General features: G+C 71.7%; 16 protein-coding genes. 4 read left to right on the plus strand and 12 right to left on the minus strand.

Translation table 11 applies throughout. The annotated features are described in order from the left end of the window. Positions 1-76: 76 nt before the first annotated feature. Positions 77-1,024: an AraC family transcriptional regulator gene (locus WCD41_RS24140; protein WP_337717276.1), complete on the plus strand. Its 948-nt coding sequence runs from the start codon at positions 77-79 to the stop codon at positions 1,022-1,024. Between the two features lie 15 nt (positions 1,025-1,039). Here WCD41_RS24140 and WCD41_RS24145 read toward each other — a convergent pair whose 3' ends face one another. Genes WCD41_RS24145 through WCD41_RS24200 form a run of 12 tightly spaced genes read right to left on the minus strand, consistent with a single transcriptional unit; the run spans position 1,040 to position 10,305 of the window. Further along, on the minus strand, positions 1,040-2,476 hold the full coding sequence (locus WCD41_RS24145; RefSeq protein WP_337717278.1) for an NAD-dependent succinate-semialdehyde dehydrogenase: 1,437 nt from the start codon (positions 2,474-2,476) through the stop codon (positions 1,040-1,042). Next, positions 2,473-2,850 (minus strand): nuclear transport factor 2 family protein, encoded by a 378-nt coding sequence (locus WCD41_RS24150; RefSeq protein ID WP_337717280.1) that lies wholly within the window; start codon positions 2,848-2,850, stop codon positions 2,473-2,475. The genes WCD41_RS24145 and WCD41_RS24150 overlap by 4 nt, the downstream gene beginning before the upstream one ends. A gap of 29 nt (positions 2,851-2,879) precedes the next feature. Continuing rightward, complete coding sequence (locus WCD41_RS24155) at positions 2,880-3,620, minus strand: iron-sulfur cluster assembly protein (RefSeq protein WP_337717282.1); 741 nt, start codon at positions 3,618-3,620, stop codon at positions 2,880-2,882. Next, complete coding sequence (locus WCD41_RS24160; RefSeq protein ID WP_337717285.1) at positions 3,617-4,861, minus strand: NAD(P)/FAD-dependent oxidoreductase; 1,245 nt, start codon at positions 4,859-4,861, stop codon at positions 3,617-3,619. The genes WCD41_RS24155 and WCD41_RS24160 overlap by 4 nt, the downstream gene beginning before the upstream one ends. Next, entirely contained in the window at positions 4,858-5,184 is a 327-nt protein-coding gene (locus WCD41_RS24165; protein ID WP_337717286.1) for a Rieske (2Fe-2S) protein, read from the minus strand. The genes WCD41_RS24160 and WCD41_RS24165 overlap by 4 nt, the downstream gene beginning before the upstream one ends. Positions 5,185-5,190: 6 nt before the next feature. Beyond that, a complete protein-coding gene (locus tag WCD41_RS24170; protein ID WP_337717287.1) occupies positions 5,191-6,213 on the minus strand; it encodes a ferritin family protein in 1,023 nt (340 codons plus the stop codon). Beyond that, positions 6,210-6,497: an MmoB/DmpM family protein gene (locus tag WCD41_RS24175; protein ID WP_337717289.1), complete on the minus strand. Its 288-nt coding sequence runs from the start codon at positions 6,495-6,497 to the stop codon at positions 6,210-6,212. Before WCD41_RS24175 ends, WCD41_RS24170 begins: the two co-directional genes overlap by 4 nt. Further along, positions 6,494-6,793, minus strand: a complete 300-nt coding sequence (locus tag WCD41_RS24180; protein WP_337717290.1) for a toluene-4-monooxygenase system B family protein — start codon at positions 6,791-6,793, stop codon at positions 6,494-6,496. Before WCD41_RS24180 ends, WCD41_RS24175 begins: the two co-directional genes overlap by 4 nt. Then, positions 6,790-8,316 (minus strand): ferritin family protein, encoded by a 1,527-nt coding sequence (locus WCD41_RS24185; protein ID WP_337717292.1) that lies wholly within the window; start codon positions 8,314-8,316, stop codon positions 6,790-6,792. Before WCD41_RS24185 ends, WCD41_RS24180 begins: the two co-directional genes overlap by 4 nt. 16 nt (positions 8,317-8,332) lie before the next feature. Further along, the gene (locus tag WCD41_RS24190; RefSeq protein WP_337717294.1) at positions 8,333-8,815 is read right to left on the minus strand and encodes a nuclear transport factor 2 family protein; all 483 of its coding nucleotides are present in this window, start codon (positions 8,813-8,815) and stop codon (positions 8,333-8,335) included. Positions 8,816-8,831: 16 nt separating this feature from the next. Beyond that, positions 8,832-9,263, minus strand: a complete 432-nt coding sequence (locus tag WCD41_RS24195; protein WP_337717296.1) for a nuclear transport factor 2 family protein — start codon at positions 9,261-9,263, stop codon at positions 8,832-8,834. 25 nt (positions 9,264-9,288) lie between these two features. After that, positions 9,289-10,305 (minus strand): DJ-1/PfpI family protein, encoded by a 1,017-nt coding sequence (locus tag WCD41_RS24200; RefSeq protein ID WP_337717298.1) that lies wholly within the window; start codon positions 10,303-10,305, stop codon positions 9,289-9,291. A 338-nt stretch (positions 10,306-10,643) separates the two neighbouring features. On the opposite strand from WCD41_RS24200, the gene WCD41_RS24205 reads away from it, so the two are divergent. From WCD41_RS24205 to WCD41_RS24215, 3 genes are read left to right on the plus strand one after another with little or no spacing between them, the layout of a single operon-like run. Further along, positions 10,644-12,023 (plus strand): flavin monoamine oxidase family protein, encoded by a 1,380-nt coding sequence (locus WCD41_RS24205; RefSeq protein WP_337717300.1) that lies wholly within the window; start codon positions 10,644-10,646, stop codon positions 12,021-12,023. Further along, positions 12,020-12,916, plus strand: a complete 897-nt coding sequence (locus WCD41_RS24210; RefSeq protein WP_337717303.1) for a dihydrodipicolinate synthase family protein — start codon at positions 12,020-12,022, stop codon at positions 12,914-12,916. Before WCD41_RS24205 ends, WCD41_RS24210 begins: the two co-directional genes overlap by 4 nt. Positions 12,917-12,937: 21 nt before the next feature. After that, entirely contained in the window at positions 12,938-14,143 is a 1,206-nt protein-coding gene (locus WCD41_RS24215) for a PucR family transcriptional regulator (protein WP_337717305.1), read from the plus strand. Positions 14,144-14,194: the final 51 nt, after the last annotated feature.

Genomic DNA, 14,194 nt, shown 5'->3' on the forward strand with positions numbered 1-14,194 from the left:
ACGCATGCTCCCTTGCTGAGACACGGCGGTCTCACCACCACGGACGCGCACCTGGGCCCCAGGTCGGGAGGAATCGATGACCAGCCTGAACCCTCTGGAATTCCGCATCACCCCGGGCGATCTGGTCGCCGAGCTCAAGACCAGGACCCCGAAGATCGGGATCAACGAAGGGCTGTGGCCGGGTCTCACGATGTACCGGTACGACGCCCCGGCGGTACCGATGTGGGAAGAGGTCCGTGAACTGCACCTGTGCGTCATCGCGCAGGGCCGCAAGTGCGTCACCGCCGACGGCGGCAAGACCTACTACGACCCGCTGACCTACTTCGCGATCAACGACAACGTGCCCTTCCGCACGGAGATCATCGAGGCGAGCCCCGCGAAGCCGTTCCTCTCGTTCGGCCTGCAGCTCGACCACGAGCTGGTGCGCCAGGTGTCGTCGGACATCCTCCTCGAGCGCCAGACCACCGCTTTCACCAGCTCACGGCCCCAGAAGCCGACGAAGCCGTCCTTCGTCTCGGCGCTCGACCGCGACATGATGGACGCGATCCTGCGCTTCCTGCGCGCCCTCTCGAACGGGGCCGACCGCCGCATCCTCGCGCCGGTCTACCTCAAGGAGATCGTCTATCGCGCGCTGCAGGCCGAGCAGTACTCACGGCTGATCGAGCGGGCGGCGAGCGAGAGCCAGAGCAACCCGGTGAGCGCGATCATCGCCTACGTGCACGAGAACCTCGCGGAACCGCTGTCGGTGAGCGAGCTCGCGGAGCGCGCGTTCATGAGCCCGTCCGCGTTCTCGCACCTGTTCCGGGACGTCGCCGGGAAGTCGCCGTACCAGTTCATCAAGGAAATGCGTCTCACCAAGGCGCGCGAGCTGCTCATCGAGAACGAGTCCAGCATCACGAACATCTCGAAGGCCGTCGGCTACCGTTCGACGTCGCATTTCATCAACGAGTTCCGCGATCGGTACGGCATGACGCCCCGCGCGTGCAGCGACGCCCTCTCCGGCCGCGAGGAGCAGCACGGCTGAGACGCCGCGCCGCGGTCACCAGTCGGCGGCCAGGTAGGTCGTCTCGAGGAACTCGTAAATACCCTCGAAGCCGCCCTCGCGGCCCAGCCCGGACTGCTTCGTGCCGCCGAAGGGCGCCGCGGGGTCGGAGAGGGCGCCGCGGTTGACCCCGACCATGCCGACGCCGAGCCGCTCGCCCACCGCGAGGGCCCGGCCGAGGTCGCGCGAGTACACGTAGCCCGCCAGCCCGTACTCGGAGGCGTTGGCCAGCGCGACCGCGTCGTCGTCGTCGGCGATCGTGATGATCGGCGCGACCGGACCGAACGTCTCGTCGACCGACAGGACGCCCTCGCGGTCGACGCCGCTGAGCACCGTCGCCGGGTAGAAGAACCCCGGCCGGTCCAGGGGTGCTCCCCCGGTGTGCACCTTCGCGCCGTCGCCGACGGCGCTCTCGACCCGGGTCGCGAGGTCGTGCCGGCGGCGCGCGTTGACCATCGGGCCCAGCTGGGTCGCCTCGTCGGTGCCGGGGCCGACGACGAGCGCCGCCATCCGGGCGCTGAGCAGCTCGGCGAAGTCGTCGGCGACCGCGGTGTGCACCAGGAAGCGGTTGGCCGCCGTGCACGCCTGCCCGCCGTTGCGCATCTTCGCGATCATCGCGCCCTCGACGGCGGCGTCGAGGTCCGCGTCGTCGAGCACCACGAACGGCGCGTTCCCGCCGAGCTCGAGCGAGGTGTTGACGATCCGCTCGGCGGTCTGGCGCAGCAGGGCCCGGCCCACCGGCGTGGATCCCGTGAACGACAGCTTGCGGACCCGCGGGTCGGCGAGCGCGCGCTCGACCAGCTCGCCCGGCCGGTCCGTGGTCAGGACGTGGACGACGCCCTCGGGCACGCCGGCGCGGGCCAGCAGGTCGGCGAGGTACAGCGCGGTGAGCGGGGTGTCCTCCGCGGGCTTGAGCAGCGCCGTGCAGCCGGCCGCGAGCGCGGGGGCGAGCTTGCGGGCCGCCATCGCCGCGGGGAAGTTCCACGGCGTGAGCAGCAGCGTCACCCCGACGGGACGGTGCACGGTCAGGATGCGGTTCGCCCCGCCCGGAGCGGTGCGCAGCTCGCCCCCGATCCGCACGGCCTCCTCGGCGAACCACCGGAAGAACTCCGCGGCGTAGCGCACCTCGGCCCGGGCGTCCGCCCGTGTCTTGCCCATCTCGAGGCTCATCAGCCACGCCAGCGGCTCGAGCTCGTCGAGCATCAGCTCGTGCGCGGCCGCCAGGATCTCCGAGCGCCGCCGCGGCGCGGTCGCCGCCCAGCCCGGCAGGACCCGGGAGGCCTCCTCGACCGCGGCGCCGACGGCGGCGCCGTCGACCCGCGGGACCTCGGCGATCGGCTCGCCCGTCGACGGGTCGAGCACCGTGAAGGTGTCGCCGGACGTCGACGGGACGAGCCGCTCCAGGAGGGGAGCCGGGTGAACGTCGAGGATCACCCGACGATCTTCCAGTAGGAGTCCTTGCGGGAGATCAGCTCGCCGCGGAACTCCCAGTGGTCGCACCCCCGCGCGTTGATCGTCGTGCCGTCGGTCGTCGTGCCGTGCACGAGCCACTCCGACACCCCGAGGTCACCGCTGACCCAGTGCCGGTCGGCGTCGTACTGCACGTCGGGGACGCCCGCGAACCGGGCGGCCAGCGCCGCGCGGACGGCGTCCTTGCCGGTGGAGCGCGCGCCCCACGGGTCCGGGCCCTTCGACGCGTCGAACACGCAGTCGTCGGTGAAGTACTCCATGATCGCGTCCAGGTCGTGCGCGTTGAACGCCTTCATCAGCGCTTCCAGCGTCTCGACCGTCACCTGGGCGTCCGTCATCGCCGTGTCTCCCGTGTCGTCGGAATCGGTCAGAAGGCCGAGAAGCCGATGGCCCTCAGCTGCTCGCGCCCGTCGTCGGTGATGTCGGCCGGCTTCCAGGTCGGCAGCCACTCCCACTCGACGCGGAACTCCGTGTCGATCGCGTCCATCTCGTGCTTGACCTGGATCTCCATCACGTCGGTCAGCGGGCAGGCCGCCGACGTCAGCGTCATGGTGATCGTGGCGACGCCCGCGTCGTCCAGCCGGACCCGGCGGACGAAGCCGAGGTCGACGACGTTCACCCCGAGGTCGGGGTCGATCACGTCGTAGAGCGCCTCGCGGACAGCGAGCTCGGCCCCGGTCTCCGGCCGGTCGTCCCGTGGCCGCGGCTCCGCCGCCGGGGCGGGCGCCTCGACCGGCACGGACCGCGACGCCACGACGCCCCTGGGGCGCAGCACGATCGTCACGTCGCTGGTCTTGCTGCTGATCCAGTCGGCGACGCCGTGCGCCTTGCGCCGGACGCGCACGATGTCCTCGGCGGCCACGGCCGTGGCGCCGGAGAGGACGAGCACGTCGGTGTCGAGCCCGGCCTCCTGCGCCCGGACGATCGCCTCGTCCAGCACGCGGGCCAGCTGCTCGCAGGTCCTCCCCGGGCCGAAGCGCAGCCGGGCGCGTGCCGGCACGGCCGGCTGGCCCACCACCCGGTCCAGTGCTGCGGTGGCCTCGGCCTCGGCGACCCGGACCTGGTCCTTCCGGACGACGATGTCGGTCATGTCCGCCAGTGCGGTCATCGGACAACCTCCGATCGGCGTGCGCCTGCCCCGCGCGGCAGCAGGCTCTTGAGTGCGACGTCCTGGTCGGCGAGCTGCTCCGCGGTGACCTCGTGCGGGACGCCCATCACCTTGCGCGCCTGCAGCACGTCGCGCGGGCGGTCGAGCGCGACCATCGCCGCGATCCGTCCCCCGACGAGGGAGAAGATCGCGAACGAGCGGTCCTCGACCGACCCGCGGATCACCGTCTCGCCCTCGCCGGTGAGCTGACCCAGCGACTGCAGGTTGTGGTCGTACTGGTGGGACCAGAAGAAGTGCTGCCCGGTGAACGGTTCGGCGTGTCCGAGCAGGGTGCGGGCCAGGTTCCCGCCGTGCTTGACGGCCGTGTCGTGGTGCTCGACCCGCAACCGCCGGCCGTGCTCCGGGTGGAGCCGCTCGGCGACGTCGCCGATCGCGTACACGTCGGGCGCGCTGGTCCGGCCGTACTCGTCGGTGAGGATGCCGCGCTCGACGGCGAGGCCGGCCTCGACGGCGAGCTCGACGTTCGGCACCGAGCCGACGCCGACGAGCAGCTCGTCGCACGCGACGATCTCGCCGTCGCGGGTGGTCAGCTCGAGCCCGGCGCCGGTCTCGGTCATCGCGGTGACGACCTCGCCGGTCCGGATCGCGACGCCGTGCTCGCGGTGGATGTCGACGATCGCGCGACCGAACTCCGGTCCCAGCACGCGGCCCAGCGGCAGCGGCTCCGGCTCGAACACCGTCACCCGCACACCGCGCTCCGCCGCCACCGCGGCCACCTCGCACCCGATGAACCCGGCGCCGAGGATCACCAGGTGCCTGCCCGCCGACAGGCGCTCGCCGAGCCGCTGCGAGTCCGCCAGCGTGCGCAGCGCGTGCACGCGCTCGCCGGCGAACCCGTCGAGCGTCCGCGCCCGGACACCCGTGGCGAGCACGAGCGCGTCGTAGCCCAGCGCGCGGCCGTCGGACAGCGACACCCGGCGCTCGGCCGGCCGCAGCGCCTCGACGCGGGTGCCGAGCACCAGCTCGACGTCGTGCTGCGCGTACCAGTCCTCGGGGTTGGCCCGGAAGTCCTCCACCGCGAACGTCCCGGCCAGGTACTCCTTGGACAGCGGCGGCCGCTCGTACGGGAGGTGGGGCTCGGCGGCGACGATCACGATCTCGCCGTCGAACCCCGCCTCCCGCAGGCCGGTGGCGGTGGCCGCGCTCGCGACCCCGCCACCGACCAGGACGAACCTGCTCATGCCAGGCCGACCAGGATGTTGCCGTCGTCGTCCACCGTGCACTGGTAGCCGATCAGGGCGCAGTTGGACGGGTTGACGCCCTTGCCCGTGGTGACGTCGAAGACCCACAGGTGGTTGGCGCAGGTGAGCTCCTTCTCGTCGAGGTCACCGTCGTGCAGCGGCCACTCCTGGTGGGGGCACCGGTTCTTGTAGGCGTAGACCTCGCCCTCGTGGTTGACGAGGAGGACGGACCTGCCGTCCACCTCGACGGCCTCCATCTCGCCTTCCCAGAGGTCGTCGAGCGGCATCACCACGTGCCACTGCCAGGTCGCCGTCTCAGCCATCGCCGATCACCCCGCCACCGTGGCGTCGGCGACGTCGAAGATGCCCGCGTGGAGCTTCTCCCGCGCCGCGCGGGCCTCGGCCACGACCTCGGCGGCAGGCTTGCCGAGCAGCGGGGCGAGCCCCTCCGCGGCGGCGTCGGCGAGCGGCGCCCAGCGGTCGATCCACTTGTGCAGGGGCCGGGTGTTCTCCGCGCGCTGCGCCACGGTGAACCGGGCCAGCCCGCCGCACCAGCGGTCGCGACGCCGGGCGTCCTTGGTGAGCTGGGCCGACAGCAGCCACTCCAGCTCGTCGCCGCTCGCCTTGCTGACCTCGCCGAGCTGGCGGAGCAGCACGTCGTCCAATGTGGGCGCGAGCACCAGGTTGAGCGCGGTGAACGCCTCGCCGAAGTCGTAGGCCACGAGCATCCGCTCGACGGCCTCGCGGGCCGGCTGCCACGCCGCGTCCTGCTCCCAGTGCCGGCGCTCGTCGGTCCCGATCCCGGAGTCCGGGTGGGCGAGCTGCAGCTCGCGGGTGCGGTACCCGACGATCGTGACGCGCCGCAGCAGGTCCGCGTTGGCGTAGCCGGCCGCGCTCGTGATGTACGAGCTGTGGCCGAGGTAGCCGATGTAGGCCTGGACCTGCTGGAACCCGTGCACCAGGTAGCGCGACGGCGTGAACAGCGCGCCGAGCCGGGCGACCTGCTCCGCGGACAGCGAGGCGTCCGAGCCGGCCTCGTTGTAGCTGTCGAGGATGCCGTCGAGCTTGAGCTGCTCCTCGGCCTGCAGGTTGACGTACGACCGGTAGGCGACCTTGTCCGGGTCGTGCCAGCCGTTCCAGTCGTCGACCTGCAGCGGCGAGTTCTCCCGGTAGGTGAGGAACCACAGGTTGATCGGCGACGACGGGTTCTGCTCGAACGTCGACATCCGCCCGTCGCGGGTGTTCCAGTTCTGCGCGTGCGTGACGATCTCGTACTCGCTCGGCATCTTCCGGACGTCACCGAACGCCGAGAACGTGCGCTGCTTGCGCGGTTTGCGGGCGGGCGCGCTCATGTCGTGGCTCCCTTGCGCTGCCAGGTGATCTTGTCGCTCGCGGTGATGGCGCGGCCCGTGAAGGACGACATCAGGTTCTCGAGCGAGCGGATGCGGTAGTCCGAGCCGAGGTACTCCTGCAGCGTCGCCTCGGTCAGCACGAGGCGGTCCTCGCCCTGGATCCGCACGTAGGACCCGCGGTCGATGATCTCGATCTCGGTGTGCGGGTTGTCGTCCTCGATCGCCGCGATGATCTGGTCGGTCTCGTCGCCCAGCGACAGGATCGGCCCGACGGGGTTCTTCATGAGGGGGCTCCCTGGTCGTACTCGACGGCGACGTGGTCCAGCGGGCCGATGCCCGCCTCCGCGACCGTCATCTCCCCGGGGAGCTTCCGGCCCCGGTGGACGACGACCTTGGGAAAGGGCTGGGCGCGCACGCGCTTGCCCTCGACGTGGTCGGCGACCGCGGCGGCGACCTCGTCCATCGTGTTCGCCGTGGTGACCGGCACCAGGATCTCGACGAAGTCGGTGGAGAAGATCGCGTTGAGCGGCACCAGCTGGGGTGCGGCGTCCATCGGGCTGTCCACCGTCTCGGCGCTCATGCCTGCGCTCCCGCCGGCACCGCGAGACCCGTGGCCGTCCGGCCCGCGTAGTCCTTCGTCCAGGCCTCGTAGTCGGCGTCGTCACCCATGACGTCGGGGGTCATGCTCATGTAGTTCATGAGCCCGCCGAGGTCCATCGGCTGGATCTGCCCGGCCAGGAAGCGGTCGACCAGCGTCTCGTGGTTGACGTTGTCCCGGTCCTTCCACCAGATCTGGCGGCAGCCGTTCGAGCAGAAGTGGTAGGTCCGGCCGTCGTAGGTCAGCGGCTTGTTGCGCACGCGCCAGCTGCCGTCACGCGACTGCGTCGGGTTGCAGCACGGCAGGTGGCAGAGGCTGCAGAGGTACGGCAGCGTCGCCGGGAGCGTGGCCTCGACGTTGTTCGCGTTGACGTTGTCGATGATCACGTCCCACTTGTCGCCGTAGGTCTGCTCCCAGTTCGGGTACTTCTCCCGCAGCCAGTCGCGCTCGTCCTTGCTGACGCCGGCCTTCGGGCGCCACCAGATCGTCGGGCGCCAGAACCACAGACCCATGTGCAGGCTGTGGTGCCAGGTGTCGAGCCCGCGCATGAACTCGTCCCAGAACCACGGCTTCTTCAGGCCGTAGTCCTCGATCGTGCGCACGAACTGGTCGACGATCCACTCCTCCATGAACTCCCGGTAGGACTGCTTCCGGTGCTCGAGGGGGGTGTAGTAGTCCATCGCCGGCCCGGTCAGCGCGGAGAACGCGCGGGCGGAGCCCCAGAACGCCTTGTCGATGACCCACTGCGCGCGCGTCGGGTCGTGCTCGACGAGGATCTGCAGCGTTGCGACGCCCTGCTGGGAGTGCCGCGCCTCGTCGGTCTGGATCGACGAGATCATGTTGGCGAAGTTGATGTCACCGGACTGCAGGGCGTCCGCCGACAGCGCGACGAACTGCAGGTTGGTGAAGCCCGTCTCGAACGCGAGCGGCACCTGCAGCGCGCAGTCGACCACGTTGGACGTGGTCATGATGCCGTCGAACAGGGTGCGCAGGGAGATCGGCACCCAGTCGTTCGTGGTGTAGGTCTTCTGCGTCCAGTCGTACTGCGGGTCCTTCACGACGAGCTCGTGACCGAAGTAGGTCGTGAGGGCGTTGTGCCGCAGCTCGTCGAGCTGGCCGAACGTGGCCATGTTGCGCCACGCGCCGTTGAGGCCGAACCGCGCCATCTTCAGCTCGGCGAGCGTGGCCGTGTACTCGACCTGGGCGACGCCGCCGAAGTGCATCTTCGTCGCGGACTTCCAGCCCTCGTCGAGGTGGTCGAACGTGTCGGAGCGCGACAGGGCGGCCTTGACCGCGTACGTCGACGCCTCCTTCTCCTTCTGCGTGTAGACGTACTCCTGGTAGGAGACCTTGTAGTCCTCCTCCCAGTTCAGCCACGCCTCCCGCGGCACCTTGCCGGTGCCGGAGAACCATTCCGGGTAGACCGCCTCGTCGTCGACGTACGAGAGCGTCCAGTCGACGTCGCGGACGAAGTCCTGCCACTCTTCGCGCTTGAGGAGCGCCATCGTCAGTGTCCCCTTCTCAGTCGACTTCGAGGTGGCCGAGGTCGCGACAGACCTGGGCGTTGTCCCAGTAGGCGCGGATGCTGTCGATCAGCCCGTCGCCGTCCACGTGCAGGATGAACAGATGGGGGGCGACGATCGAGCCGCCGGCCGGCTTGATGAACGCCCACGCGATCTGCTGCGTGCCGGTGATGTCGCAGACCACCGCGACGTCGCCGTTGTCGTTGCCGTCGATCTGGTGGACCACGTTGCCGAGGTTCGGGAACGAGTTGATCAGCCCGGTCCAGATCACCTTGCCGACGGTGCGGACCTTGCCGTCACCGCGGAACACCCGCTGCTTGGCCCAGACCTCGAAGGGCGGGTACGAGAAGTCCGCGTTGTCCGTGCAGAGGTCGACCATCCCCTCGACGTCGCGGCGGCGGTAGCGGTCGAAGAACTCGGTGACGACGGCGACCGCTTGCTCAGCGGTCATGGTGGCCGGCGCGGATGCCAGTTCGGTCATGACGATTCCCTCCCTCTCAGACGATCGCGATCTGGTCGGTGCGCTTCACGGCGAGGCGGCGCAGGAGCTGGTTCTGGCACCAGTAGACGTCGATCCCGGTGATCTCCTCACCGGTGACGGTGAAGCGCCACGCGCTGTCCACGTCGAGGTGCTTCTCCTGGTTGACGACGCCCAGGAAGTCGGCCGCCTGCGTGCCCTCGATCTTGACCTCGGCGACGACGACCCCACCGAGCTCGAGCACGCTGCGGACCGTGAGCATCAGGTCCGGGAGCGACCGGGCGATGTCCTGGAGCAGGGTGGCCATCGCGTCGCGGCCGGCGTCGACGATCTGCAGCGGGTAGACGGTGATCCGCGCGTCGGCGGAGACCGTGGACAGGGCCGCGTCGGAGTCCAGGTGACGGAACCCCGTCAGGAACGCCTCGACGGTCTGGCGTGGACTGGTGGTCACTGCGCGCTCCTCGGGTGGTGGGGGCTCACAGGCTCAGGGCCTTGAGCACGGCGTCGGCGGTCGCCTCGGTGGAGTTCGGGTTCTGACCGGTGATGAGGTTCCGGTCGACGACGACGTGGGACGCCCAGGCGAACGGGGCGTCGTCGAAGATCGCGCCGGCGTTCTTCAGCGCGGCGTCGAGGTACCACGGCATGCCGAGCATGCCGATCCGGTTCTGGTCCTCCTCCTCGTCGGTGTACGAGGTGAGGCGGAAGCCCTCGAACAGCCACTGGCCGTCCCAGCGCTCCGGAGCGGCCAGCAGCACGGCCGGGCCGTGGCACAGCGACGCGACGACCGCGCCCTTCTCGTGCAGGATCTCCAGCAGCCGGCCGGCCTTCTCGTCGTGGGCCAGGTCCACCATCGGACCGTGGCCACCCGGCGCGAACACCGCGTCGAACGCCGCCATCTGCTCGTCGCCCAGGTCCGACAGCGCGACCGGCGACCGGAAGCCCGGGATGGCCTCGAGCTTGGCCTGGCGCTCCTCGGAGAGGGCCTGCGCGTCGGCCTCGAGGTCCGCGACGGCCTCGCGCAGCGTCTGCTCGGACAGGCCGCCGTCCAGGCCCTCCGAAAGCATGACGTCGACGAGCAGCTTGTCCTGCTTCCACGCGGACTTCGCGGCCCGGCTGACGAGCTCGTGCGCCTCGGTCGGCGTCATGCCGGTGTCCACCAGCCGGTAGACGATCCGCCGGGCGGCCACGAGCTGCTGCTCGGTGGAGTGGTGCAGGGTGATGCGGATGTCGTCCGGGTCCTGGTGGAAGGTCCGGTAGACCGACGCGAAGTAGTCCCGGTCGGCGTCCGGGTAGTGGAACTGGGGCTCCAGGCTGTACGGGTCGGCGACCGGCGGCGCGCCGTCGGGCGTCATCACGACGACCTCGGCCCCGGCCGCCGCCAGTCGCTCGTAGGCCTTCAGCGCCTCCTCGGCCCAGTAGCCGGTCGGGTGATGGCTGCTGTCGCGCAGATCGATCTCGCGGGCACTCGACACGAGATAGGCGATGCGGGGCATGAGGTCTCCCGGGAACGGGTAGTGGCAAGGAGCAGGAGCGTTCCTGCGCGGGTGGTGGCTTCTCGGCAGTGAGTCCGAGGTGTCCGCGGTGCGGCGTCCGAGCGTCGGTGCGATGAAGGTAGCGAGCGCTCCTCCGCGCCGGTACGCAGAATCCTGCTGCGAAGTTGCGGGTTCCTGCGGCGTCGCCGGAATCCGGCATCGCGCCCGGAATCGCGTTCATGTCGTATGCATGACGGCGTCGTCACGACGCCGTTTCCGACGATCTGTCGGAACGGTCCGGCGATCTTTCGTCGTGCTGTCGGAGGTTTCCGCACGCCCGCGCTGACACCGTCGTGCCCATGAAGGACGCCATCGTCGTCGGCGGCGGGCTCGCCGGCCTCTCCGCCGCCTGGCGGCTGCGCCACCACGACGTGACGCTGCTCGAGTCGGCCGACCGCGTCGGGGGCCGGGTGCGGTCGGAGCCGCGCGGGGCCCACTGGCTCAACTGGGGCGGGCACGTCTACGCGGGCGGCGACTCGGCCACCTCGTGGCTGCTGGACAGCACCGGAGTCGACGCGGTCGAGGTGCCCGGCTCGCTCGCCGGCCTGTCGATGAACGGCACGCTGCTGACCGGCGGCCGCGTCGAGACCTTCCCCTTCCGCGTGCCGATGTCGTGGCGCGACCGGGCGCAGCTGGTCCGCGCCGGGCTGAAGGTGCGCCTCGCGGTCGCCCGCTACGCCCGGATCGTCGCGCGGCGACGGCACGAGAGCGACGCCGAGCGCCAGCAGCGGGTGTACGACTTCATGAACGACCGGTCGTTCGCCGACTTCGTCGGGCCGCTGCCGCCGGACGCCGAGGCCCTGTTCGCCCCCACCGTCACGCGCTCGTCGGCGGACCTCGACCAGATCGCGGCCGGGGCCGGCGTCGGCTACTTCAGCCTGGTCTGGAACATCGGCGCCGGGCTGAACCGGAACATCCTCGGCGGGCCGTCGACGGTGACCGGGACGATCGCCGCGGCGCTGGGCGAGCGCGTGGAGCTGGGCGCGACCGTGCACGAGGTCGTCCACCGCGCCGACTCCGTCGTCGTGCGCTACCGGCAGGACGAGCGCGACCACGAGGTCGAGGCGCGGACCGCCGTGCTGGCCACCCAGGCGCATGTCACGCACCGGATCGCGGTGGACCTCGACCGAGACCTCCGCGACGCCCTCGCGCAGATCGAGTACGGCCCGTTCGTCAGCGCCGCGTTCCTGACCGACGAGACGTCGCGACGCCCCTGGGACGACACCTACGCGATCGCGACGCCGAAGCGCTCGTTCAGCGTCGTGATCAACATGTCGAACGTCGTGCACGGCCACGCCCGCGAGCGGATCCCGGGCGGCAGCCTCATGGTGTTCGCCCCCGCGGCGCAGGCCCGGGCGCTGGGCGACCTCGACGACGACGCGGTCCTCGACCGCTTCGCGGACGACCTCGCCGACGTCCTGCCGGGCGTGGGCGTCGCCGAGGCGTCGCTGCAGCGCTGGCCGACCGGCTCGCCGTACGCGTTCCCGGGGCGCGGTCGGCTCCAGCCCGCGCTGACCCGTCGCCGGGGCGGTCGCGTGTTCCTGGCCGGCGACCACCTCGGGACGCTCTTCACCGAGACCGCCGTCCGCTCGGGGTTCACCGCCGCGCAGGAGGTGCGCGGCGTGCTGAGCGCCTCCACCCGCCGTCCGATCCCGACCCCCCGAGAGGTCCTGTCATGACCGAGCTCTCCGGCGTCCTGTCCGCCCTGGTCACCCCCTTCGCCGCCGACGGCGGCATCGACGAGCCGACGCTGCGTGCCGTCGTCGACCGCAGCATCGACGGCGGCGTCAGCGGCGTCGTCGCCTGCGGCTCGACCGGCGAGTTCGCCGCCCTGAGCGCCGATGAGCGGCGCCGGGTCGTCGAGACCGTCGTCGACCAGACCGCGGGGCGCGTCCCGGTCGTCGCGCAGACCGGCGGGCTCACCGCCGCGGAGGCGATCGCGCACTCGCGGCACGCCGAGCGGGCCGGGGCGTCGGTGCTGATGCTGGTCACGCCGTTCTACGAGGCGCTGACGATGGACGAGACGCTGCGCTACCTGCGCACGGTCGCCGGTGCGGTCGACGTCCCGGTGATGCTCTACAACCTGCCCGCGGCGACCGGGGTGTTCCTCGACGCCGACACGGTCGGGGCGCTGGCCCGCGAGGTCGGGACCATCCGCTGGATCAAGGACACCAGCGCCGACATGACGCAGGTGGGCCGGCTGATCCGCCACCACGGCGACGTCGTGTCGACCATCGTCGGCTGGGACGCCCTCGCGCTCGCGGCGCTGTGCGACGGCGCCGCCGGGGTCATGTGCGGGACGGCGAACGCGGTCCCCGCCGAGCTGGTCGCGGTCGCCCGCGCGGTGGCGGCGAACGACCTCGCGCGGGCCCGTGCCGCGTGGGAACGCGTCTATCCCCTGGTCGACGCGATGCTGTCGACGAACTTCATCCCGGCGGTCAAGGCGGCCGTCACCGCCCGCGGGCTCGCGGTCGGCGACCCCCGCGAGCCGCTGTCACCTCTGGGCGGAGCGGACCGGGCCCGTCTCGAGGAGCTCGTGACCGCCCTCCCGGAGCCCGTGCCCGCCGGCTGAGCGACGTGCCACGGTGAGGCGGTGACACACGCCTCCGTGGACGGGCTGCAGCAGGCGGTCGACGCCCTCGCCGCGCGCCTCGGGCGCTCGGTCGCGGTCGACGACACCCACGGCCGGCTCGTGGTGGCCAGCCGGCACTTCGGCGACGAGGACCCGCTGCGCACCCACGCCGTCCTGCAGCGCAGCTCCGACCCCCGCGTGCTGGCGCACTTCGCGGCCCACGGCATCCACCGCTGGACGGCGCCCGGCCGCATCCCCGCCGCGCCGGAGTTCCACTTCAAGGCGCGCGTGGTCTGCCCGGTCCGGGCGCACGGCATCCCGTTCGGGCACCTGTTCCTCATCGACGGGATCAACGAGATCGACGGGATCAACGGGTCGGTGCCCGACGCGGAGATCGACCTCGCCGCGGGGGTCGCCGCCGAGATCGCCGAGCTGCTCCACCGCCGCCTCGTCCACCGCGAGCGCGACCACGACCGCCGGGACGCGCTCGCCCGCGACCTCCTCGCCGCCGACCCGGACGTGCGCGCCGCCGCCGCCCGGGCCGTCGTCGACGAGCAGGTCGCCGACGCCGCGGAGCCGGCGATCGCCCTGTCGGTACGCCTCGCCGACCCCGCGGGGCAGGAAGCGGCGCTGCGACGCGCGGGCGAGGAGCTCGCGCGCCGCGGTGTGCTCGTGACCGGCGCCGGGCGCCAGGCCACCGTCCTGCTCCTCGGCGCGTCTGCCGCCGTCGACGCCGCCCGCACGGCGGCCGCCCGGATCGTGGACGGGATCCCCGGGCACGTCGTCGTCGGGCTCGGCAGCCCGGCCTCCGGCCCGGACGCCGCGCGCCGGTCGGCGGACGAGGCGCGCGGGCTCGCCGAGGCCGCGACCCTGCTCCCCCATCTCGGCGACGTCGTCGCGCCCGAGGACCTGGGTGTCTACGCCGTCCTGCTCGCCCTGCCCCGCGAGGCCGTGAGCAGCGCGCTGTACCCGCCCGCCCTGCGGCGGCTCCTCGGGCACGAGACGACCGACCTCGTCGACACGCTGGAGACCTACCTCGACTGCTGCGGCGACGCCACTCGCACGGCCGCCGCGCTGCACGTCCACCGCTCGACGCTCTACTACCGGCTCGGGCGCATCGAGTCCCTCGCGGGGGTCGACCTCCGCGACGGCGAGCAGCGGCTGGCGCTGCACGTGGGTGTCAAGCTCCGCCGCCTCGTCGGTGCCGCGGAGCGTTCGTCGGGTTGACCCCCCGCCTCCGGGGGCTCGCACCATCCTCGGTGTCGGTCCCCGCGGGCA

Source organism: Actinomycetospora aeridis (assembly GCF_037400275.1).
Classification (GTDB): Bacteria; Actinomycetota; Actinomycetes; order Mycobacteriales; family Pseudonocardiaceae; genus Actinomycetospora; species Actinomycetospora aeridis.